The 15,421-nt window shown below is 37.5% G+C and carries 20 protein-coding genes; 5 read left to right on the top strand and 15 right to left on the bottom strand.

Annotated elements, in window-relative coordinates; all coding sequences use genetic code 11:
• Positions 1-347: 347 nt before the first annotated feature.
• The 7 genes from SD31_RS06605 to SD31_RS17200 all read right to left on the bottom strand — a co-directional run bounded on the left by SD31_RS06605 (position 348) and on the right by SD31_RS17200 (position 2,916).
• Positions 348-1,187, bottom strand: coding sequence for a DUF4886 domain-containing protein (locus SD31_RS06605; protein WP_052258729.1), 840 nt, complete (start codon positions 1,185-1,187; stop codon positions 348-350).
• 111 nt (positions 1,188-1,298) lie between these two features.
• Positions 1,299-1,550 carry a DUF4886 domain-containing protein gene (locus tag SD31_RS20050; protein ID WP_197053574.1) on the bottom strand — a complete coding sequence of 84 codons (252 nt, stop codon included), beginning with the start codon at positions 1,548-1,550 and terminating at the stop codon, positions 1,299-1,301.
• Entirely contained in the window at positions 1,528-1,650 is a 123-nt protein-coding gene (locus tag SD31_RS21210) for a DUF4886 domain-containing protein (RefSeq protein WP_410528242.1), read from the bottom strand. The genes SD31_RS20050 and SD31_RS21210 overlap by 23 nt, the downstream gene beginning before the upstream one ends.
• Positions 1,604-1,825, bottom strand: a complete 222-nt coding sequence (locus SD31_RS21205) for a DUF4886 domain-containing protein (RefSeq protein ID WP_197053573.1) — start codon at positions 1,823-1,825, stop codon at positions 1,604-1,606. The genes SD31_RS21210 and SD31_RS21205 overlap by 47 nt, the downstream gene beginning before the upstream one ends.
• 2 nt (positions 1,826-1,827) lie before the next feature.
• The gene (locus tag SD31_RS20045) at positions 1,828-2,091 is read right to left on the bottom strand and encodes a DUF4886 domain-containing protein (RefSeq protein WP_197053572.1); all 264 of its coding nucleotides are present in this window, start codon (positions 2,089-2,091) and stop codon (positions 1,828-1,830) included.
• Positions 2,092-2,096: 5 nt separating this feature from the next.
• A complete protein-coding gene (locus tag SD31_RS15160; RefSeq protein ID WP_231561247.1) occupies positions 2,097-2,630 on the bottom strand; it encodes a penicillin-binding transpeptidase domain-containing protein in 534 nt (177 codons plus the stop codon).
• Positions 2,569-2,916 carry a hypothetical protein gene (locus tag SD31_RS17200; RefSeq protein WP_052258727.1) on the bottom strand — a complete coding sequence of 116 codons (348 nt, stop codon included), beginning with the start codon at positions 2,914-2,916 and terminating at the stop codon, positions 2,569-2,571. Before SD31_RS17200 ends, SD31_RS15160 begins: the two co-directional genes overlap by 62 nt.
• A gap of 144 nt (positions 2,917-3,060) precedes the next feature.
• On the opposite strand from SD31_RS17200, the gene SD31_RS06590 reads away from it, so the two are divergent.
• From SD31_RS06590 to SD31_RS06580, 4 genes are read left to right on the top strand one after another with little or no spacing between them, the layout of a single operon-like run.
• Entirely contained in the window at positions 3,061-3,717 is a 657-nt protein-coding gene (locus SD31_RS06590) for a protein-L-isoaspartate(D-aspartate) O-methyltransferase (protein WP_039053547.1), read from the top strand.
• A 50-nt stretch (positions 3,718-3,767) separates the two neighbouring features.
• Positions 3,768-4,532, top strand: a complete 765-nt coding sequence (locus SD31_RS15150) for a hypothetical protein (RefSeq protein ID WP_052258726.1) — start codon at positions 3,768-3,770, stop codon at positions 4,530-4,532.
• A complete protein-coding gene (locus SD31_RS15145) occupies positions 4,459-5,574 on the top strand; it encodes a MutS-related protein (protein WP_197053570.1) in 1,116 nt (371 codons plus the stop codon). Before SD31_RS15150 ends, SD31_RS15145 begins: the two co-directional genes overlap by 74 nt.
• A 28-nt stretch (positions 5,575-5,602) precedes the next feature.
• Entirely contained in the window at positions 5,603-6,007 is a 405-nt protein-coding gene (locus tag SD31_RS06580; protein WP_039053546.1) for an acyl-CoA thioesterase, read from the top strand.
• A gap of 141 nt (positions 6,008-6,148) precedes the next feature.
• On the opposite strand, the gene SD31_RS06575 is transcribed toward SD31_RS06580, so the two are convergent.
• The 8 genes from SD31_RS06575 to SD31_RS06540 all read right to left on the bottom strand — a co-directional run bounded on the left by SD31_RS06575 (position 6,149) and on the right by SD31_RS06540 (position 14,430).
• The gene (locus SD31_RS06575; RefSeq protein ID WP_039053550.1) at positions 6,149-6,496 is read right to left on the bottom strand and encodes a hypothetical protein; all 348 of its coding nucleotides are present in this window, start codon (positions 6,494-6,496) and stop codon (positions 6,149-6,151) included.
• Positions 6,497-6,801: 305 nt separating this feature from the next.
• Positions 6,802-7,629, bottom strand: coding sequence for a hypothetical protein (locus SD31_RS06570; RefSeq protein WP_156138240.1), 828 nt, complete (start codon positions 7,627-7,629; stop codon positions 6,802-6,804).
• 145 nt (positions 7,630-7,774) lie between these two features.
• Positions 7,775-8,410 (bottom strand): NAD(P)-dependent oxidoreductase, encoded by a 636-nt coding sequence (locus SD31_RS06565; protein ID WP_052258724.1) that lies wholly within the window; start codon positions 8,408-8,410, stop codon positions 7,775-7,777.
• Positions 8,411-9,282: 872 nt separating this feature from the next.
• Positions 9,283-9,783, bottom strand: coding sequence for a RelA/SpoT domain-containing protein (locus SD31_RS17195; RefSeq protein WP_197053569.1), 501 nt, complete (start codon positions 9,781-9,783; stop codon positions 9,283-9,285).
• A gap of 277 nt (positions 9,784-10,060) precedes the next feature.
• On the bottom strand, positions 10,061-11,086 hold the full coding sequence (locus SD31_RS06550) for a hypothetical protein (RefSeq protein ID WP_082021849.1): 1,026 nt from the start codon (positions 11,084-11,086) through the stop codon (positions 10,061-10,063).
• Between the two features lie 4 nt (positions 11,087-11,090).
• Complete coding sequence (locus SD31_RS15990) at positions 11,091-11,396, bottom strand: hypothetical protein (protein ID WP_082021848.1); 306 nt, start codon at positions 11,394-11,396, stop codon at positions 11,091-11,093.
• 7 nt (positions 11,397-11,403) lie between these two features.
• Positions 11,404-13,380: an ATP-binding protein gene (locus SD31_RS06545; protein WP_197053568.1), complete on the bottom strand. Its 1,977-nt coding sequence runs from the start codon at positions 13,378-13,380 to the stop codon at positions 11,404-11,406.
• 69 nt (positions 13,381-13,449) lie between these two features.
• Positions 13,450-14,430, bottom strand: a complete 981-nt coding sequence (locus SD31_RS06540) for a DNA-methyltransferase (protein ID WP_039053543.1) — start codon at positions 14,428-14,430, stop codon at positions 13,450-13,452.
• Between the two features lie 730 nt (positions 14,431-15,160).
• Between SD31_RS06540 and SD31_RS16520 the strand changes: the two genes are divergently transcribed.
• Positions 15,161-15,301: a hypothetical protein gene (locus SD31_RS16520; protein WP_156138239.1), complete on the top strand. Its 141-nt coding sequence runs from the start codon at positions 15,161-15,163 to the stop codon at positions 15,299-15,301.
• Positions 15,302-15,421: the final 120 nt, after the last annotated feature.

The raw sequence follows: 15,421 nt of genomic DNA, 5'->3' as shown, positions 1-15,421 counted from the left end.
TTTTTCGGACGTCGGTATTGAAAAGGCTTTTCGTACCAGGTGCAGGCAKCCGWAAAAATAACCTTTAAACCGGAAAAGGTAACAGACCAACAGGCCGAAATAGCCAAGCTGGCAGCACACAAAGCCGTGAAAAAACCTTTTAAAAATTTCTAAAATACAAAGAAATAAAAAAAGCGGGGGGGGTAGTCCCTCGCTTTTTTTAATACGGATCTACATCGATTACCACCCGCACCCCGGCATTCTGCTTATCCAGCTCAAATTGCGTAAGTGTCGCACGGATGATTTCTTTAACCTTATTGATGTTGATCCGTATTAAAAAAAGCGAGGGACTACCCCCCCCGCTTTTTTTATTTCTTGATTTTAGAAATTTTAAAAGGTTTTTTCACGGCTTTGTGTGCTGCCAGCTTGGCTATTTCGGCCTGTTGGTCTGTTACCTTTTCCGGTTTAAAGGTATTTTTTCGGACGTCGGTATTGAAAAGCTTTTCGTACCAGGTGCAGGCAGCCGTAAATCTTCCGTAGTTAAGTTCTAGGTGATAGCCGTCTCGTGTGAAGGTGTCCCCAAGGGAGGATGTACGTGCGTTCTGTATTGCCGTTCCGGCAGGCACTAGAAAGATGAATTCTTTCATTTTGCTGATACGTTTTGTGGCATCCACTATTGCGGCATACATTTTTTCCTGGCTTTTATCGTAGTTGGCAAAGCCTTTATGGGTAGAGTCGTGCTGATAAGCCCATGTTTGGTGATAGATAAGTTTGGTATGTGGCTTTTTCAGCGAAGAGACATAGCTTATAAGCTGCGGCAGATGTTGCATGATCACCGCATACTGTCCCGAAAAGGGGCTAGCCTGCTGTAAGCTTATGTAATCCCAGTCCTCGTCGGTGATAGCTTGTTCCAAGCTTACATTTTTAGTGGTCTTCTTGACGCCATCCACGCCGATCTTACGATACGAATAGGAAGTCTTATTTTCTTTAGCATTTTTTACGTGAAGTTCTATAGGTGCTCCACCGATATACATATTGCCGATGATGATTTTGTGGCCGTCGGCTTTGGCAAGGTCATAAAGGTAGTTTTCTATGCCATCTTCTGAAAAGCTGTTGCCGATGGCTAAGACTTTGAGCACTTTTTCCTGGGCCGAAGTGTTTAAAAAGAAAAATAATAAGGTGAAAAGAAAGGTAATTAGGTTTTTCATAATTTGAATATGTCTGATATAAGCTATACAAATGTAATCAATCCAAGCATGGAATATGTTATAATTTTAATTTTGATATTTTAAATGGATATTTAACGGCTAGATGTGCTGCTACTTTAGCAATTTCAGCTTGTTTATCCGTGATTTTTTCTGGCTTATTAGCTTGATTTTTCGGACATCTTTTCCAAATAATTTTTCGAACCAAACACAGGCTGCTGTAAATCTACCATACGTTTGTTCTAAGTGATATCCATCTCGAGTATACGTATCTCCCTGTGACGAGGTACGAGCATTTTGTATAGCTGTTCCTGCAGGAATCACCATGTGAATGTCTTTAAGTTTATTTATTTTTTTTTGTTGCATCTACAATACCTGCATACATTTTGCCTTGATCATTGTCATAATGAATATATCCTTTATGGGGGACACCTTTCTGGTAGGCCCATGTTTGATGATATAGCAATTTTGTTTTTTTTTGATTTATTCTTTTTAACATAGTGGATCATAAAAGGTAAGCTCTTCATAATAGTATCATATTTACCCGAAAGAGAACTCACCTGTTGTAAGCTTATGTAGTCCCATTTTTCGTCTTTTAATGCAGAAGCAATACTTTGATTTTTATTATACCTTTTTGACACCTTCAGTCATTTATCTTGCGATATTCATAAGCATTTTTATTTTCCTTAATATTCTCAACATGAAATGTCAGATGTGCTCCTGCCATGTACATATTGCCAATAATCATAACCTTACCATCGGCCTTAGCCAGATCGTGCAAATAGTATTCAAGAGCGTCTTCCGAAAAGCTATTTCCGATTGCTAATAGTCTAATAGTATCTTGTGCTTGTGAAAAGCAATTATGAATAAATAAAAATGTGAAAAAAACTAGATTTAGTTTTTTCATAATATTCAGTGTATCTGTAATAATTTCAATACTTCACGGGTTACCCATTCCCTACCGGCAGTAAATTTGCTGGTATTGGCTTGGTCTATAGGTTCCACATTGAGTGCAAAATAATAAACTTTTCCTCCTTTATCGACAATTCCTACAAACCAGCCGTTGTTCCAGTTGTTGTCGTCCGACCATCCCGTTTTTCCGAAATAGCGGTAATTGTCGTTTTTTTCTTTTTCAAAGATGGAAATCATTTTGTCGTAGGTCTGTGCGGATATAGGGAGCTGTCGACTGTAGAAGCGTTGCAGGAAAAGAATCTGCTCCAAAGGAGATATGCGCGAGGGTCCTTTTATCCAAAAGTTGTCAATAGTGTTTTCGTCCACCTCCATGTGGGGGTATTGCAGCTTCTTGAGGTATGTACGCATGCGTTTGACGCCGATTTTACGGGCCACCTCTTGGTAGCAGGGGAGGCAGGAAGCGTGGAAGGCTTCACGTACGGTCATATCCTTTTCCCAGAAGTCGAAGCGTCTTTTTTTTCCATCCCACCGCATTATGGTATTTTCGTCTGTCAGCACCTGGGTTTCCAGTGCTATGATGGTATTGATCGATTTTGAAGGTGCTGGCAGGGAGGTTTCCTTTTTCGGCAAGGGCAAAGTCGTTAGAATAATAGATGTTATTACTGGCGTCGTATACCACTATGGTGCCCTGCATATCTTGTGCACGCATCAGCTGCTCAATCTTTTCTTTGTATTCTAAATTTCTTGTCGGGAGCTTTTGTGCGAAAGCGGTGTTTAGTAACAGAACAATAAGAATGATGATCGGAAAATTACGAAGCATAGGTTTGATGATTTTAATTTTTAAATTTACTTATTAAAAATTGGAATGGCAATGCTGCCTATGAGAAACCTCAACCTGTTGGCTCCAAATTAATTGTATTTATTCTTTAATAATATCCGCAAACAATGGTATTTTTGAAGAACGATGGCATACAAATTCATAGATAATTACAGGGAAAAAGGGGCAAGAAAGAAGCTTGTAAAGCATCTTGAAAGTAGGGGTATTCAGGATAAACGTGTGCTAGAGGCTATAGGTAAGGTGCCTCGTCATTTTTTCTTCGACGAAACCTTCTGGAATCAGGCCTATAAGGATATTGCTTTCCCTATAGGGGACGGGCAGACGATTTCACAACCTTACACGGTGGCCTATCAATCCGAGCTGCTTCATGTGAAAGAAGGCGATAAGGTATTGGAGATAGGCACGGGATCGGGGTATCAAACCTGCATCTTGCTGGAGCTAGGGGCAGATGTATATACTATCGAACGACAAAAGAACTTGTACGAGCGAGCCATCCAGGTGTTGCCTTATATGGGGTACCGACCTAAGTTTTTTCTTGGCGACGGCTCAAAAGGCATTCCCGAACATGCTCCTTACGACAAAATTATAGTGACGGCGGGTGCTCCCTTCGTTCCCGATGTGATGTTGCGTCAGCTCAAGTTGGGAGGCCTGCTGGTGATCCCTGTGGGCGACGAAAAATCCCAAAAGATGGTGACCATATTGCGTGTCGGCGAAAATGAGTTTGAACGCATTGAGCTTGACACCTTCCGCTTCGTGCCGCTGGTAGGGGACAAGGCCTGGTAAAATCTTTCCGATAATAATTCTTCTCAGGCTTTTCCCTATCTTTAGCCTTGATGAAGAATTTCTATTCACAAAATATTCGAGCTGTCAATCAAGAGCTCCTAGAGCTCGAAAAGAAGATAAACAGAAACAGCATGATGCGTCTAGCCCTGATCTTATTGGGGGCATATGTGCTGTTTCAGATTTTTCAGCAGAACAGCGTGTGGCTGCTCCTGGGGGCGGTATTTCTGTTGGTGGTAGGCTTTGCTTTTCTGGTGCTGCGACAGAGCCGCCTAGAAAAAATCAGAGCCTATAAGCGCGCGCTGCTGAAAGTCAATGAGAATGAAGTCCTCGTGTTAGAATCGCGGCAGAATATGTATGCGGATGGTGCCGAATATGAGGACCCTAAACATGCTTATGTTTCGGATTTGGATATCTTCGGCCCGCAGTCCTTGTTTGCTTTGATCAACCGCTGTGCTACAAAAGAAGGAGAAGGACTACTGGCTTCTTGGCTGTTGCGCCCTTCGAAAAAGGAAGATATCGTGGCTCGTCAGTGTGCTACGAAAGAACTTGCAGGTAAGAAGGAATGGATTCAACAGCTGCAGGCCAAACTTCTATTTAATCTGGGACAGAAGGTCAACATCAAAAGTTTTTTGACACGATATATGAGAGATGACTCTTTACGTTTTGGGTCTTCTTTTATGCGTTTTTATTGTGAAGGTTGTGCCTTACATCTTCCTGCTGGGTGTAGGAATTTCCCTCTGGATGTCGCCGTTGTGGAATTTTCTGCTTGCTCTGGCCGTGGTTCATCTGTTGTGGACCATGGCTTTGGGAGGTAAAGTTTCTTATTTCTCCAGCCGTATAGACAAGATAGGGGTAACGTTGATGGCCTATGCGGATGCGGTAGAAATGGTAGAAAAGGAGTCTTTTGAGGCGCCCCATACTGTGCATATCCGGCAGGTGCTGAAGTCGCAGCGGGGAGAAGCCTTGTCTACGGCATTCAAGCAGCTGGGTCAGCTTATCGATAAGCTGGATACACGCAACAACATTCTGATAGGGTCTCTTTTGAATATGTTGTTGCTGTGGGATTTCAGGCAGGTGTTGGCCATCCTAGAGTGGAAGAAGAAATATGAAGAAAATATCCTGCAGGCTTTCGAGGTCATTGCGGAGATGGAAGCCTTGGCGAGCTTGGCAATACTTCGTAATAATTATCCGCGATGGGTAGAGCCACAGATTCTGGAAAGCCCTCAGAATGACCATCTTTGCGCTAAGCAGCTATGTCACCCGTTGATTGCCGAAGAGGTGGCTGTAGCTAATGATTATGACGCCCACGACCATACTCTGGCGCTTATCACCGGGTCAAATATGGCGGGGAAAAGTACCTTCTTGCGTACCGTAGGAATCAATGCTGTGCTGGCATATGCCGGAGCGGTGGTCTGCGCGGAGGACTTTAAACTTCCTATATATTCTTTGGTAACCTATATGCGTATCAAAGACAGCCTGAACGAGAGTACTTCGACATTCAAAGCTGAGCTGGACAGGATGCGGTATATTTTGGATAAGCTGACATCGGATCCGGATACTTTTGTGTTGATTGATGAAATGCTCCGAGGCACAAATTCGGTGGATAAATACTTGGGCTCCAAAGCTATTATAAAGAAAATTTTGGCCCTACGAGGTAAAGGTATGGTAGCAACACATGACCTGCAGCTGGCAGCTCTGGAGGAGGAATATAAAGGACTGTTGAAGAATTACCATTTTGATATCCAAGTGATAGAGGGAGAGATGTTGTTTGATTACAAGCTTAAGGAAGGTAAGTGTACGATCTTCAATGCTTCGCTTCTGTTAAAAGGTATAGGGATAGACGTGCAAGACAGTTAGAAATTGTACCTTTGTAAAAAAGTAACTCATGACCTTAGAAGAGAGAATAGAACAGTCGGAGACAAGGGTGTGTACTACGGTATTTCCTTTCCTGACAAATCATCACGATACTTTGTTTGGTGGAAAAGCTATGGCCATCATGGATGAGGTATCGTTTATGGCGGCGACACGTTTCTGCCGCAAGAGGTTGGTCACCGTATCTTCCGATAAGATAAATTTTGAGAAGGCCATACCTTCCGGAAGTATAATTGAAGCGGTAGCACGTGTGGAAAGCGTGGGTCGTACAAGCTTGAAGGTTAGGGTAAATATTTACCTTGAACACATGTATAAAGAAGGTAGGGAGCTCGCGATCCAAGGACTGTTTACTTTCGTGGCGCTGGACGACAACAAGAAGCCTATACCAGTGTTAGAAGGAATAGAAATAGACAATTAATTTTTTATCTTGGTAAACTATTTTGAAGTAGGGCAGAACTTTTGTAGTAGACGTTTTGCCCCGCTCTGAGTAATAGGACTAAGGCTTGCCGAAGCTGGAAGGTGCTGTTTTCGACTACCTCGGTTTTCCCTAATATTTCCATTAACCTTTTTGTATTTTGAAATAGGAAGCAATAAAATCCTTTGGAATTTCACTGTTTGAATAATATCTAACTTCTTTTTTCATCTTCTTGGCATATTCTATTTCCTTTCGGGTGCTCTTTCCTATGTAACCGTCAACATCGACGACGAATATTTCATCGGACATGTCAATTTTGCGGAAATGAATCTTCTCAAACAATTTTGCTTGTTCTTCGGTAATATGTATGCCTTCACTCTGCTCAAAGAAACATAAACTTAATACGATATTCCCTTGAAGAGTAAGAAAAGCATTAACATCTTCAAACTGCTTTTTATATTTGGTGGATCCGCATAGCGTTATGACTTTCATAGTGTAAGCCCTCATTATTTTTAGGATGGTGGGATTTCAGCTTATAAAAAGCTATTCCATAACATCCGTCTTCCCATTGATTTGTAGCAAATACGTAATATAATCATTTTTAGCAGGCAATCAAATTTCCATCATATTTCTCTTTTGGGAAAATGTAGATAAAGGAGTGGTGGATTGGTGTTGTGAGGGTTTCATTGTGAGTCTTTTGATAAACTTAAAGAAAAACAAAAACGAACAGCTTTTGATGGGTGAAAAGAAGAGAAGTTTTTACTATTTTCTTAATCCTAGAAATTGCTAATTCAATGTTAGCAAACGCTTATTTTTTTTATAATTATATCTATGCCATCTATATTAAACTTGAATTCAGTTTCACTTTCATCTACTAATTCACAATTCCCATAGTGCATTTGTCTATGATGATTAGCGCATACCGTTATCAAATTTTTAATTCCTAAAGATCCTTTTGTTAAGTTTGAGACTTGTTCAACGTGGTGGGTTTCGACATAATAATCACCATTTTTCTTTTTGAAAGAAAAAGGAGATTGTCCTAATGCTTCACATACTAAACATTTATGTTTTGTGAGTACTTTTACCTTATTAGCAATTGCCCCTCTTTCAATAAATGATGAAATTCGTTGTTTGACTTCAGGAATTTGGTTCCTCATTTTTTTCTCCAATGCTATAATTTCTTCAACACTGTCAGAGCTATTACCACTTAGGATTACCTGAACGGCTTTTTCAATTTTAGAATTTTTGTCAATAAATGGATTTATAATGGATGTCCAATCGAAATTATGAACTTTTAAAATAATTTCACTTTCTTCATGCCTTGAAATAGGCTTTTTACCATCTCTTTCCAAAATCACGTTTACCCCTTGTTCATAATTGGCTTTTCGAGTTAGTTTATTTATAACAATAACGGTTAATGGGGGTAAATCATTAGTGTTGCAATATTGAAGTATTGGCATTAGTAAATGAACTCCAACATTTACTGCAATAACATTAACCATTTTCCCTAATTCGCCATACGTAATGAAATCGCGTCTCTTGGCACATTCAACAAGAATGTCCCAAGTTTTCTGTTTTTTTATTCGCCATTTATCTGAATTCATACCAAAAGCCAAGACTTTCAATTTTGCACTAACCTAAGCTACAGCCTTTTATTATTTTCTAAATTTAAGAAAAAAAAGAATTGATTGAGAACCAAGAAAACGGGTTTAAAAAACAAACATGTCGATTATAAATCTTTAACCGCCATATCGGCATTACGATGTGATCTTAACTCAATAATACTTCTGGATTGGCTATATTAGTTGGATTACCGTTAATATAATTAATCACATTTTCGAAGGCTTTTCCAAAATACAATTCGTATCCTTCTTTTTCTACATAACCTAAATGTGGGGTACATACGACATTGTCTAGTTTTAAAAATTCATAATTTGAATCATAAATGGGTTCGTCATCGTAAACGTCAAGGCCTACTAACAAGTCATTTCTAGATTGCAATACATTATAGAGGGCATTTTTTTCTATTAATTCCGTTCTTGCTGTATTTATTATAAATACAGCATTTTTCTTCATTAATCGCAAATCAGATTCACGTACAATACCTTTCGTTTCTTTATTAAGCCTAAGATGCAGGGGAATAATATCTGCTGTTTTGAAAAATTCTTCTTTTGTAGTAGCTCTCATAAGACCGTCTTGTACGGCTTTATTTCTAGAATTTTCACTTCCCCAAATCATTACTTTTGCCCCAAAAGCTTTTGCGTATTGTGCTATCCTTTGACCAATTTTTCCATATCCCCCAATACCAATAATTTTTCCTTCGATTTTGGAGCCTATATTCGTTTGCCATTTACCTTCTTTATTAAACCCTTGAATGGCTTGAGGAATTTTTCTTATCGTGTTCATTAAAAGAGCCCAAGTTAATTCGGCAGGAGCAATAGGAGAGCCTTCGACATTTGGATTATCGACTGGCTAAATGGGTAAAGGAAAGTATAAGAGTATTACAAGCTATCAGAAAGCTTATAATTACTTACGTAAAATACAAAACAGCTATCCGAACTTATTTTACCATTGGAGTATAATAGGCTTAGGATAGCTGTGGGTATATGATAATATATATTTATGTATATCAGAAAGATGGATGTATCAAGAGCCGTATGAAGGGAGACTTTCACGTACGGTTCTGTGAGAAGCTTGGGCTGCAATGCCCTTGCTTACTCGACCCGATGTTAGCCGTTCGTTTTTATTAAATTAAGTTTTAAACAATTATCATTTATTTTTTCGAGTGCATTTAAAAATTCAGATGTATCCAAGAAGTAACTAGGATAGGCTTTTTTTAGATCTTTAAATGATGTTGCAGATACTAGAACTACCGCATTTTTAGAGTCATCAATTTTTCTCTCAATCTCTAGATATTTTTGAGTTGCTAATTCGTATTTTGATTTATTAAATACATTTAGTGTTACACTTTTTTTTTTCTGTGTTTATATGTATTAAATAATAATCTCCTGGAAATTTCTGTTTTTCAAGATGTTCTGTTGTAACTCTTAGAGCTTTTAATGTGTCAATTACATTTAATTTTTCGCAAAGATTGTAACACTCAACCATTAGTTCATGCATTGACATATTTTTATGTTCATCCAATACAGGAAGTTTTTCTTTAATTGCAAATAAAGAACTTACTAACTCTAAAAAAAATTAACCACTCATCTGGACCTTGACTTGATTTCAAAGATGTCTTAGTAATTATACCTGCTGTTTCAACTGCTGTTGCCCAATTATGTTGAAGTTTTGTTCTTGATTTGTAATTCAACTTTCAATTGGTCATATTCAGATACTTTTGAAGAATATTTGTATATGTAATGTATACTTCTGTATCCTGAAGTTTTAGGATTTTCAACGTAGTCATTACATTTTTCGAATCTATTATAGTGATTTGTACTTTCTAAGATATTTTTAAGTTTATATAAATCTTTCACATCTTTTAGTACCGCACGATAACCACCTACATCTTGCATTCCGCCTAATCCCATTTGTGGATTTAAGTCTAATTTATATTCAATTGAGGTTAATCGTTTCAATCTCTGTGAAATAAGAATTGGTGAAATTTTATTATTTTCTAATAATTTCACAAGTCTTCTTTTCATTACCTTCAAAGGCTGTAAATGACTTGTTCTCCAATCATTTATTAAATTAAGAGCGTCATTAATTTCTTCCTCAGATTTGGAAGTTAATAAAGTATTTCCAGCTTTAGATATTTGTTTACGTGAGTATTTCATAAAATGACGGCTAACGTTTTGCGTGTATGTGCAGTAGCGGATTAAAAGCACTTACCTTTCCGTTTAGCACAATGTTTATTAGAAGTACACACCTTCGATTAACCACTTCACCCGCTATTGCCTCGTACACGCTGTTACCGCCTAGTGCTTCTTTTTCTTAGTCCGTTTGTCTGTCGGTCGTGCGGTTGGACAGACACACTCTTTGCCAAGTTTTGGTTTGCGTTTTGGCTTGAGCGACTTGGCAATGTGTGTGGCTGTGAAGGGTTAGCATTTCACTCTATTTTATATTGTGTTTTGCAAATTTTTCAAGTAAAACTGAGCTTGGGTGGTCTGAAAGTGAAACAAGTTTGTTTGCAAGTGCAATCGGTAAAAGAGAATTGTCATACATATCACTTTTTAGTCGTTCAATGTATTTCATTATGATGTCAATGTGCTTGAAGTCAGACTTAATAGGATTAAGAACTACTTCACTTTTCTCAGTAGGAATAGTTACCACATAAATTCTTTCATCTCTGGACTTAAAAATTACTTTACTGCCATAATATGAGGAACGTCCATATGCTTCTGGATTGTCGGAGTCACCCGGCTTTATATATTTGTAAATGTGCTTGTTTGAAAGTAAATACGCCTGTCCCTGCTTTATTTTGTCTTTAATTTCCAATGCGTGTTCCACAAATGGCCCCGATTTCTCTATTCCTGCTAAAAAGATATTTAATTCAGAATTCAAGTGATTCAATAATTCTCGCATAGGCTCGTGCATATTTGCAGTTTGTCCAAAGAAACCTAATGGGCCATCTTTTACAAATAACACCTCCTTTAAGGTATCTTTCTTAACTCTATACAATCCTCTAATGGTGTCAATCAGAATGAAATGTTCAATCAAATTTCTTAAATAGCCAACAATACCTCCTGCACCTAGATCTTCATCCACTACTTCGTGAAGTCTAAAAATATCTGTCAAAAACAATTCACCGTCTGCGTGTGGTATTTTATATTCGGAATTGATTTTATCTCTTTCAATAACCACCTTCTTTGTCGCAGAATTATTTGGGTGGCTTGCAAGTTCTCTTTCTGACTTTGGATTTTTCTTGTACTCTTCAAATAGAAACCATTTCAAAGTTGAAAGGAAATCGTGTTGCTTGAAAAATTCATAAAGGGCTTTTCTGACAGAATAAGTCAATGTTGCTCGTTTACCATTTTCATCAATTAAGCCAATGTTCTTGGTCGGTAAGGTAAATTTTATCCGCTGTAATTCTTTTAGTTTTGAGATTGATTGTGGAGAAATGAAAGGTTGCTCCCTCAATTCTTTAAGGTTCTGAAATTTTCAATAAGTTAGCCCCAAACTGAAAAAAGGTTATTGTAGAAGAAGGGAATTTTGATTTGACTGGAACCGTTGTATCACCTCCATCTACTGCTATAATGAATTCTACAGAATCTGCAACATCATAATCTATATCCACCAAATACTGGTCAAATAGAGAAATTTCATCACCCTCTTTAGGAAGTTCGTGTTGACTTAAAAATTTCTGTACTTCTGGGTCTTTTATAATATGTATATGATTGCTTTTACTAGCAAATTCAAATGGTCTATTCCCTGTTTTGTTGTACGACATGTTTTACTTATTTGCTAAGAATTGATCTATCTGGACTGGCACATACGTAAATGGGTTTGAATATTGTTTTCATTCTTACAAATCCCTTGTCATTTTTGGCACTAAAACGTACTAAGGATTCAGTAAAATCTTCAAAGTCGTAATACTTTTTGAGTTCCCTAGTTTCATCTTCATTGTTTAAGTGAGCAATAAACCAATTTTGTGTGTTTTTAAGTATGTTTGAACTTATTGAACTAACCTCTTGTGTAGCGTAAATCATTCCTAGATTCAATTTTGCCCCTTCCTTTGCAATTCTGTTGTAGATTTGGCTCAAATCTTTATCGTCTTTTTTAGGAAACAAATTGTGAGCTTCTTCAAAATAGAATTGAATGAAATTATTAGGGCTTGTTTTGATAAAATTATTCATTGAATCATTAAATATCCTAGAGCATATTTTTTCACTGTAAAGTCTCTGAATCAAAGGGTCTCCTTGAGATAAATCTATTATCACTATCTTTCCTTCACGCAATGCTTTTACTATTTCTATCTCAAATGATTCTTGAACAGTAGGTGTATGAAGATTTGAGATTGCTCTTAATTTTCTAAATCCCGAAAGATTAGCTGAGCCGTTAGGGGTCGATTTACGGGTCAAGAAAACTAGTAATGCTCTCATATCTTCGTCGAGATAATCAAAGCCTTTAGCCTGTCTATATGCTGTGAAGTGATTTGATAAATTCGGGTCTGCTGTAGCTTCATAAATTGAGGTAAACCAAGTGATGCACTCATCATAAGTAATACCATTATGCGGTTGAATACTAGGAATGATGTTGTTTATTGTGTTTGCATCTCCGAAGAATTTAACACGATTCTGATTTGTTTTAAAACCTGCCGCATATAAGCAAGCTTTGTATAAGGCAGTTTTTCTATCATAAAGATTTGCTGCAATCTTTTCATCACTTGTTCGGTCTTGAATTGGTTTTTCATATCCGTCAGGTTTGTTTAAGTCAATTGCACAAACACTCTGAATATAATTTGAGGTATCTTGTGCCATAGAAGCTCTTACAAGCTCAAAACCTGCTTGAATTTCTGTATAAAAGTTAGTCTTTAGTACTTTGAAGCCTTCACTGGTCTTATCTAATACGCTGTATCGAATTACCAAGTCTTTGTATAAGTCAAAAATAGCAGTGCCTTTGTCTTGCAAATTGGCATTCGCATACTCACCATTGATATCGAAAATTATTTGACCAACTGGAAATTTTGGTGCACCTGAATCTTTATCTATCGGCTCCATAAAATTGTCGGAGCTACTTGATGCAACAGATAAGGATTTATATTTTGATTTCCTTGATATCTCAACTGAAGCCTCAATTATTTTCTTAACAGAGTTAGACTTACCTGTTCTAGTCATTCCAAAAAGGGCAGTCCTTTTGCCAAGCATATCACCTGGATTGATAAATACTTTTACGTTTTTTACTGAATCATCAGTAGCATAAAACCTTCTAGTAGAACTATAGCGTACTGTCCCAATTGGAAATTCGTTCTCGCCACCTGCCACCAAATCTTTGTCCCTTTGATTTACAATAAGCTCTAAAATTTTCGAGGTTGCTTTAAAGACTTTGTAGTTGTGAGCAGAATAAAAATTTTCCACGTCTGCTCCAAATTCAAAGGAATTACCATCCTTGTAGAATGCTCCTAAAATTCTACATTCCAAACCTGAAAAACTAAATTCATATCTCGTGAAATCGTCAAGCTCACTTTTTTTACCAGATGTGTTTAGATTATCTTTGTAATACTCAATCATTGAAGAAATAACATTATTGTCAGTAGGAAGTGCAGAAGGGTTTAAAACTCGAAGGAGTAAAGCTTCTTGAATGTTTTCCTCAAATGGATTATCGTAAAATGCCAACAAAAAAGAACCTTGTGGTATTCCTTTTACTTTGTGTTTCCAAAAATCTGAAATAAGTAAATTTGCTTTGTTGTAGTTTATAGAGTAAGGTCTACCCACAAAAAGGTCTTCATTTTGTCCTTCTTTAAAAAAGTCAATGTCTGTTATTTTTTTTATTTACGTCTAGCATTAGATGAGTATTTTAAGTTTTGCGTTAAGTTCTTTGTCTTCAAATCTGAAAATTGACTGGTCTGCAAATTCTCGGTCAATTTCCATTGCTAACCATTTTCTATTGAGCTTTTCAGCGGTTGCTCCTGTTGTATTACTACCTGCAAATGGGTCAAAAACTAAGTCCTTTTCGTCAGTCAGATAGTTGATAAAAAAACTAACAATTCCTTGATTCATTCGGGCAGGGTGAGGAATAATATCATTCTTTCTACAAGCTTTAAGATAGTAGTCGTTTGAATGTGTATTTGAGAAACTTAAAACACTGTGAGGTAGTCTAACTTCTCTATTTTCATCAATTGGTTCCATTTCAAAGAAATTATGAGCAATACTTCCACCATTATCTTTCAAAAATCCATTTTCTGAAATGACATGTTCCGAAGGTCGTTTACCTGAGTTATATTTCTGTTTCTTGAGAAGTTGTTTCATACTCTTGCTGTAAGGTCGCAAAACCTTTGTATTGTCAGCTTTTGGATAGTCTGATTTCGCAAGCCACCATATATGAGTATAGCTGTCAACCGTCCTAATACGATTAACTGTTACCCATTGAGCGGGTGAAGGAAGTTTTGAAGGATTATAACAAATAAATTCCTGTATTAATCTTAGGTTGGAATTTTGAACAAGGCCAAGTAAACATTCTAAATGTAAAAGTGACTGTACAGGTCGTTCAGATTCCCAAGCATTCCCGATTTCAATAACAAGTGAACCATCATCAGCTAATAATTCTTCAAAGATTGGAGCAAGACTAATAAACCACTCTTTGTATTCCTCACCTTGCAGGTTTCCATATTTTTTCTTGTTGTTTAATGGAAACGGTGGTGAAGTGATAATTAGATTTATCTTGCCCTTATATTTTTTCAATGAACCATTCTTTAACTCTTTGTAAGAGTCTGTAAGGAGTAGTTTCCCTAGGTCAGTTTCATAGAATATTTTGTTTTCCTTCATTCTTCAAATTTATGTTTTTATGTCAGCGAGTTGGCAAAATTCAAGTCTTCTTTTGGTATTTTGTTTTGGGTTTGCGTGTCGGCAAAAACCAAATGTGCTTGAATGTGCGGTCGGTATTATATCTCTGTCGTTCACTTTGTTCACTGTCGTTGTCTTTTTAGCATTGGCGGTAACGGGCCGCGTATTGGCGATAGTGGCGGATTAGAAAGCCTAAACTTTCAATCTTGCACTAAGCTAAGCAACAGCCTTTTATTATTTTCTAAATTTATAAAAAAAGGAAATATAAAAGCTGATGCGACAAAAAAAGGAGAAACTTTCAATTTCTCCCTTAAACCGCCATTTCGCCAATGTGTGCTGTGAAGGATAGAGCTTGCTTTATCCGTGCTGTATAGAAGATGATGGTAGGTCCATCCGTATCGGCTTTCAAGAGTAGGTACAAAACCGCTTCCCGATGCTGGCTTAGTAATGAGTTGGTGTTAAACGGTAGGAAGAAAAGGCTACATGAGTAGTCAGGTGCGTATAAAGGAGATGAACCCTTCGACTTCGCTCAGGATAAACTACAGTGAACCCATGCTGAGGCTGTGAGAGAATGGCTACATTTTGTCAAAAGCTTGTATTTATTGGCTACAAGTGAAAAGCTGTAACGGGAGCTTGATTATTGGTTACAGGGCAAAGGCAGTAGAGTGGGCATGACCTTTATACAGGCTTCTATACGGAACTCAGGAAGTCCTTGTCAGTTGCTAAGAGAACGGCACAAGCAGACAGTATCTGTAAGGCTTATAGTATCGATGCTGATGAGGATGACGGATGTTGTTATAGTAGTGTAGAAGTAGCTGTAATGGCTATGGAGCGAAGGACAACAGATACATAGTTTCAAGTGATTGGACAACTTGAACTACTATTTTATTATAATAAAAGAACAAGGATGACCCTCTTATTTGAAACACCATCACGCAGTATTCCCATCACCAAACAAATGGTGTGGGATGCW

The sequence above is a fragment of the Sphingobacterium sp. T2 genome (genome assembly GCF_000814685.1).
GTDB lineage: Bacteria > Bacteroidota > Bacteroidia > Sphingobacteriales > Sphingobacteriaceae > Sphingobacterium > Sphingobacterium thermophilum.
The sequence above is the reverse complement of the archived record's forward strand: the minus strand, read 5'-3'. Positions and strand labels throughout refer to the sequence as shown.

Excerpts from the sequence above, each read along its gene's own strand:
- SD31_RS06605 (WP_052258729.1), bottom strand. The coding sequence starts at position 1,187 with ATGAAAAACCTAATTACCTTTCTTTTCACCTTATTATTTTTCTTTTTA.
- SD31_RS20050 (WP_197053574.1), bottom strand. The coding sequence starts at position 1,550 with ATGCAACAAAAAAAAATAAATAAACTTAAAGACATTCACATGGTGATT.
- SD31_RS20045 (WP_197053572.1), bottom strand. The coding sequence starts at position 2,091 with ATGAAAAAACTAAATCTAGTTTTTTTCACATTTTTATTTATTCATAAT.
- SD31_RS15160 (WP_231561247.1), bottom strand. The coding sequence starts at position 2,630 with ATGCGGTGGGATGGAAAAAAAAGACGCTTCGACTTCTGGGAAAAGGAT.
- SD31_RS17200 (WP_052258727.1), bottom strand. The coding sequence starts at position 2,916 with ATGCTTCGTAATTTTCCGATCATCATTCTTATTGTTCTGTTACTAAAC.
- SD31_RS06590 (WP_039053547.1), top strand. The coding sequence starts at position 3,061 with ATGGCATACAAATTCATAGATAATTACAGGGAAAAAGGGGCAAGAAAG.
- SD31_RS15150 (WP_052258726.1), top strand. The coding sequence starts at position 3,768 with ATGAAGAATTTCTATTCACAAAATATTCGAGCTGTCAATCAAGAGCTC.
- SD31_RS15145 (WP_197053570.1), top strand. The coding sequence starts at position 4,459 with ATGTCGCCGTTGTGGAATTTTCTGCTTGCTCTGGCCGTGGTTCATCTG.
- SD31_RS06580 (WP_039053546.1), top strand. The coding sequence starts at position 5,603 with ATGACCTTAGAAGAGAGAATAGAACAGTCGGAGACAAGGGTGTGTACT.
- SD31_RS06575 (WP_039053550.1), bottom strand. The coding sequence starts at position 6,496 with ATGAAAGTCATAACGCTATGCGGATCCACCAAATATAAAAAGCAGTTT.
- SD31_RS06565 (WP_052258724.1), bottom strand. The coding sequence starts at position 8,410 with ATGAACACGATAAGAAAAATTCCTCAAGCCATTCAAGGGTTTAATAAA.
- SD31_RS17195 (WP_197053569.1), bottom strand. The coding sequence starts at position 9,783 with ATGAAATACTCACGTAAACAAATATCTAAAGCTGGAAATACTTTATTA.
- SD31_RS15990 (WP_082021848.1), bottom strand. The coding sequence starts at position 11,396 with ATGTCGTACAACAAAACAGGGAATAGACCATTTGAATTTGCTAGTAAA.
- SD31_RS06540 (WP_039053543.1), bottom strand. The coding sequence starts at position 14,430 with ATGAAGGAAAACAAAATATTCTATGAAACTGACCTAGGGAAACTACTC.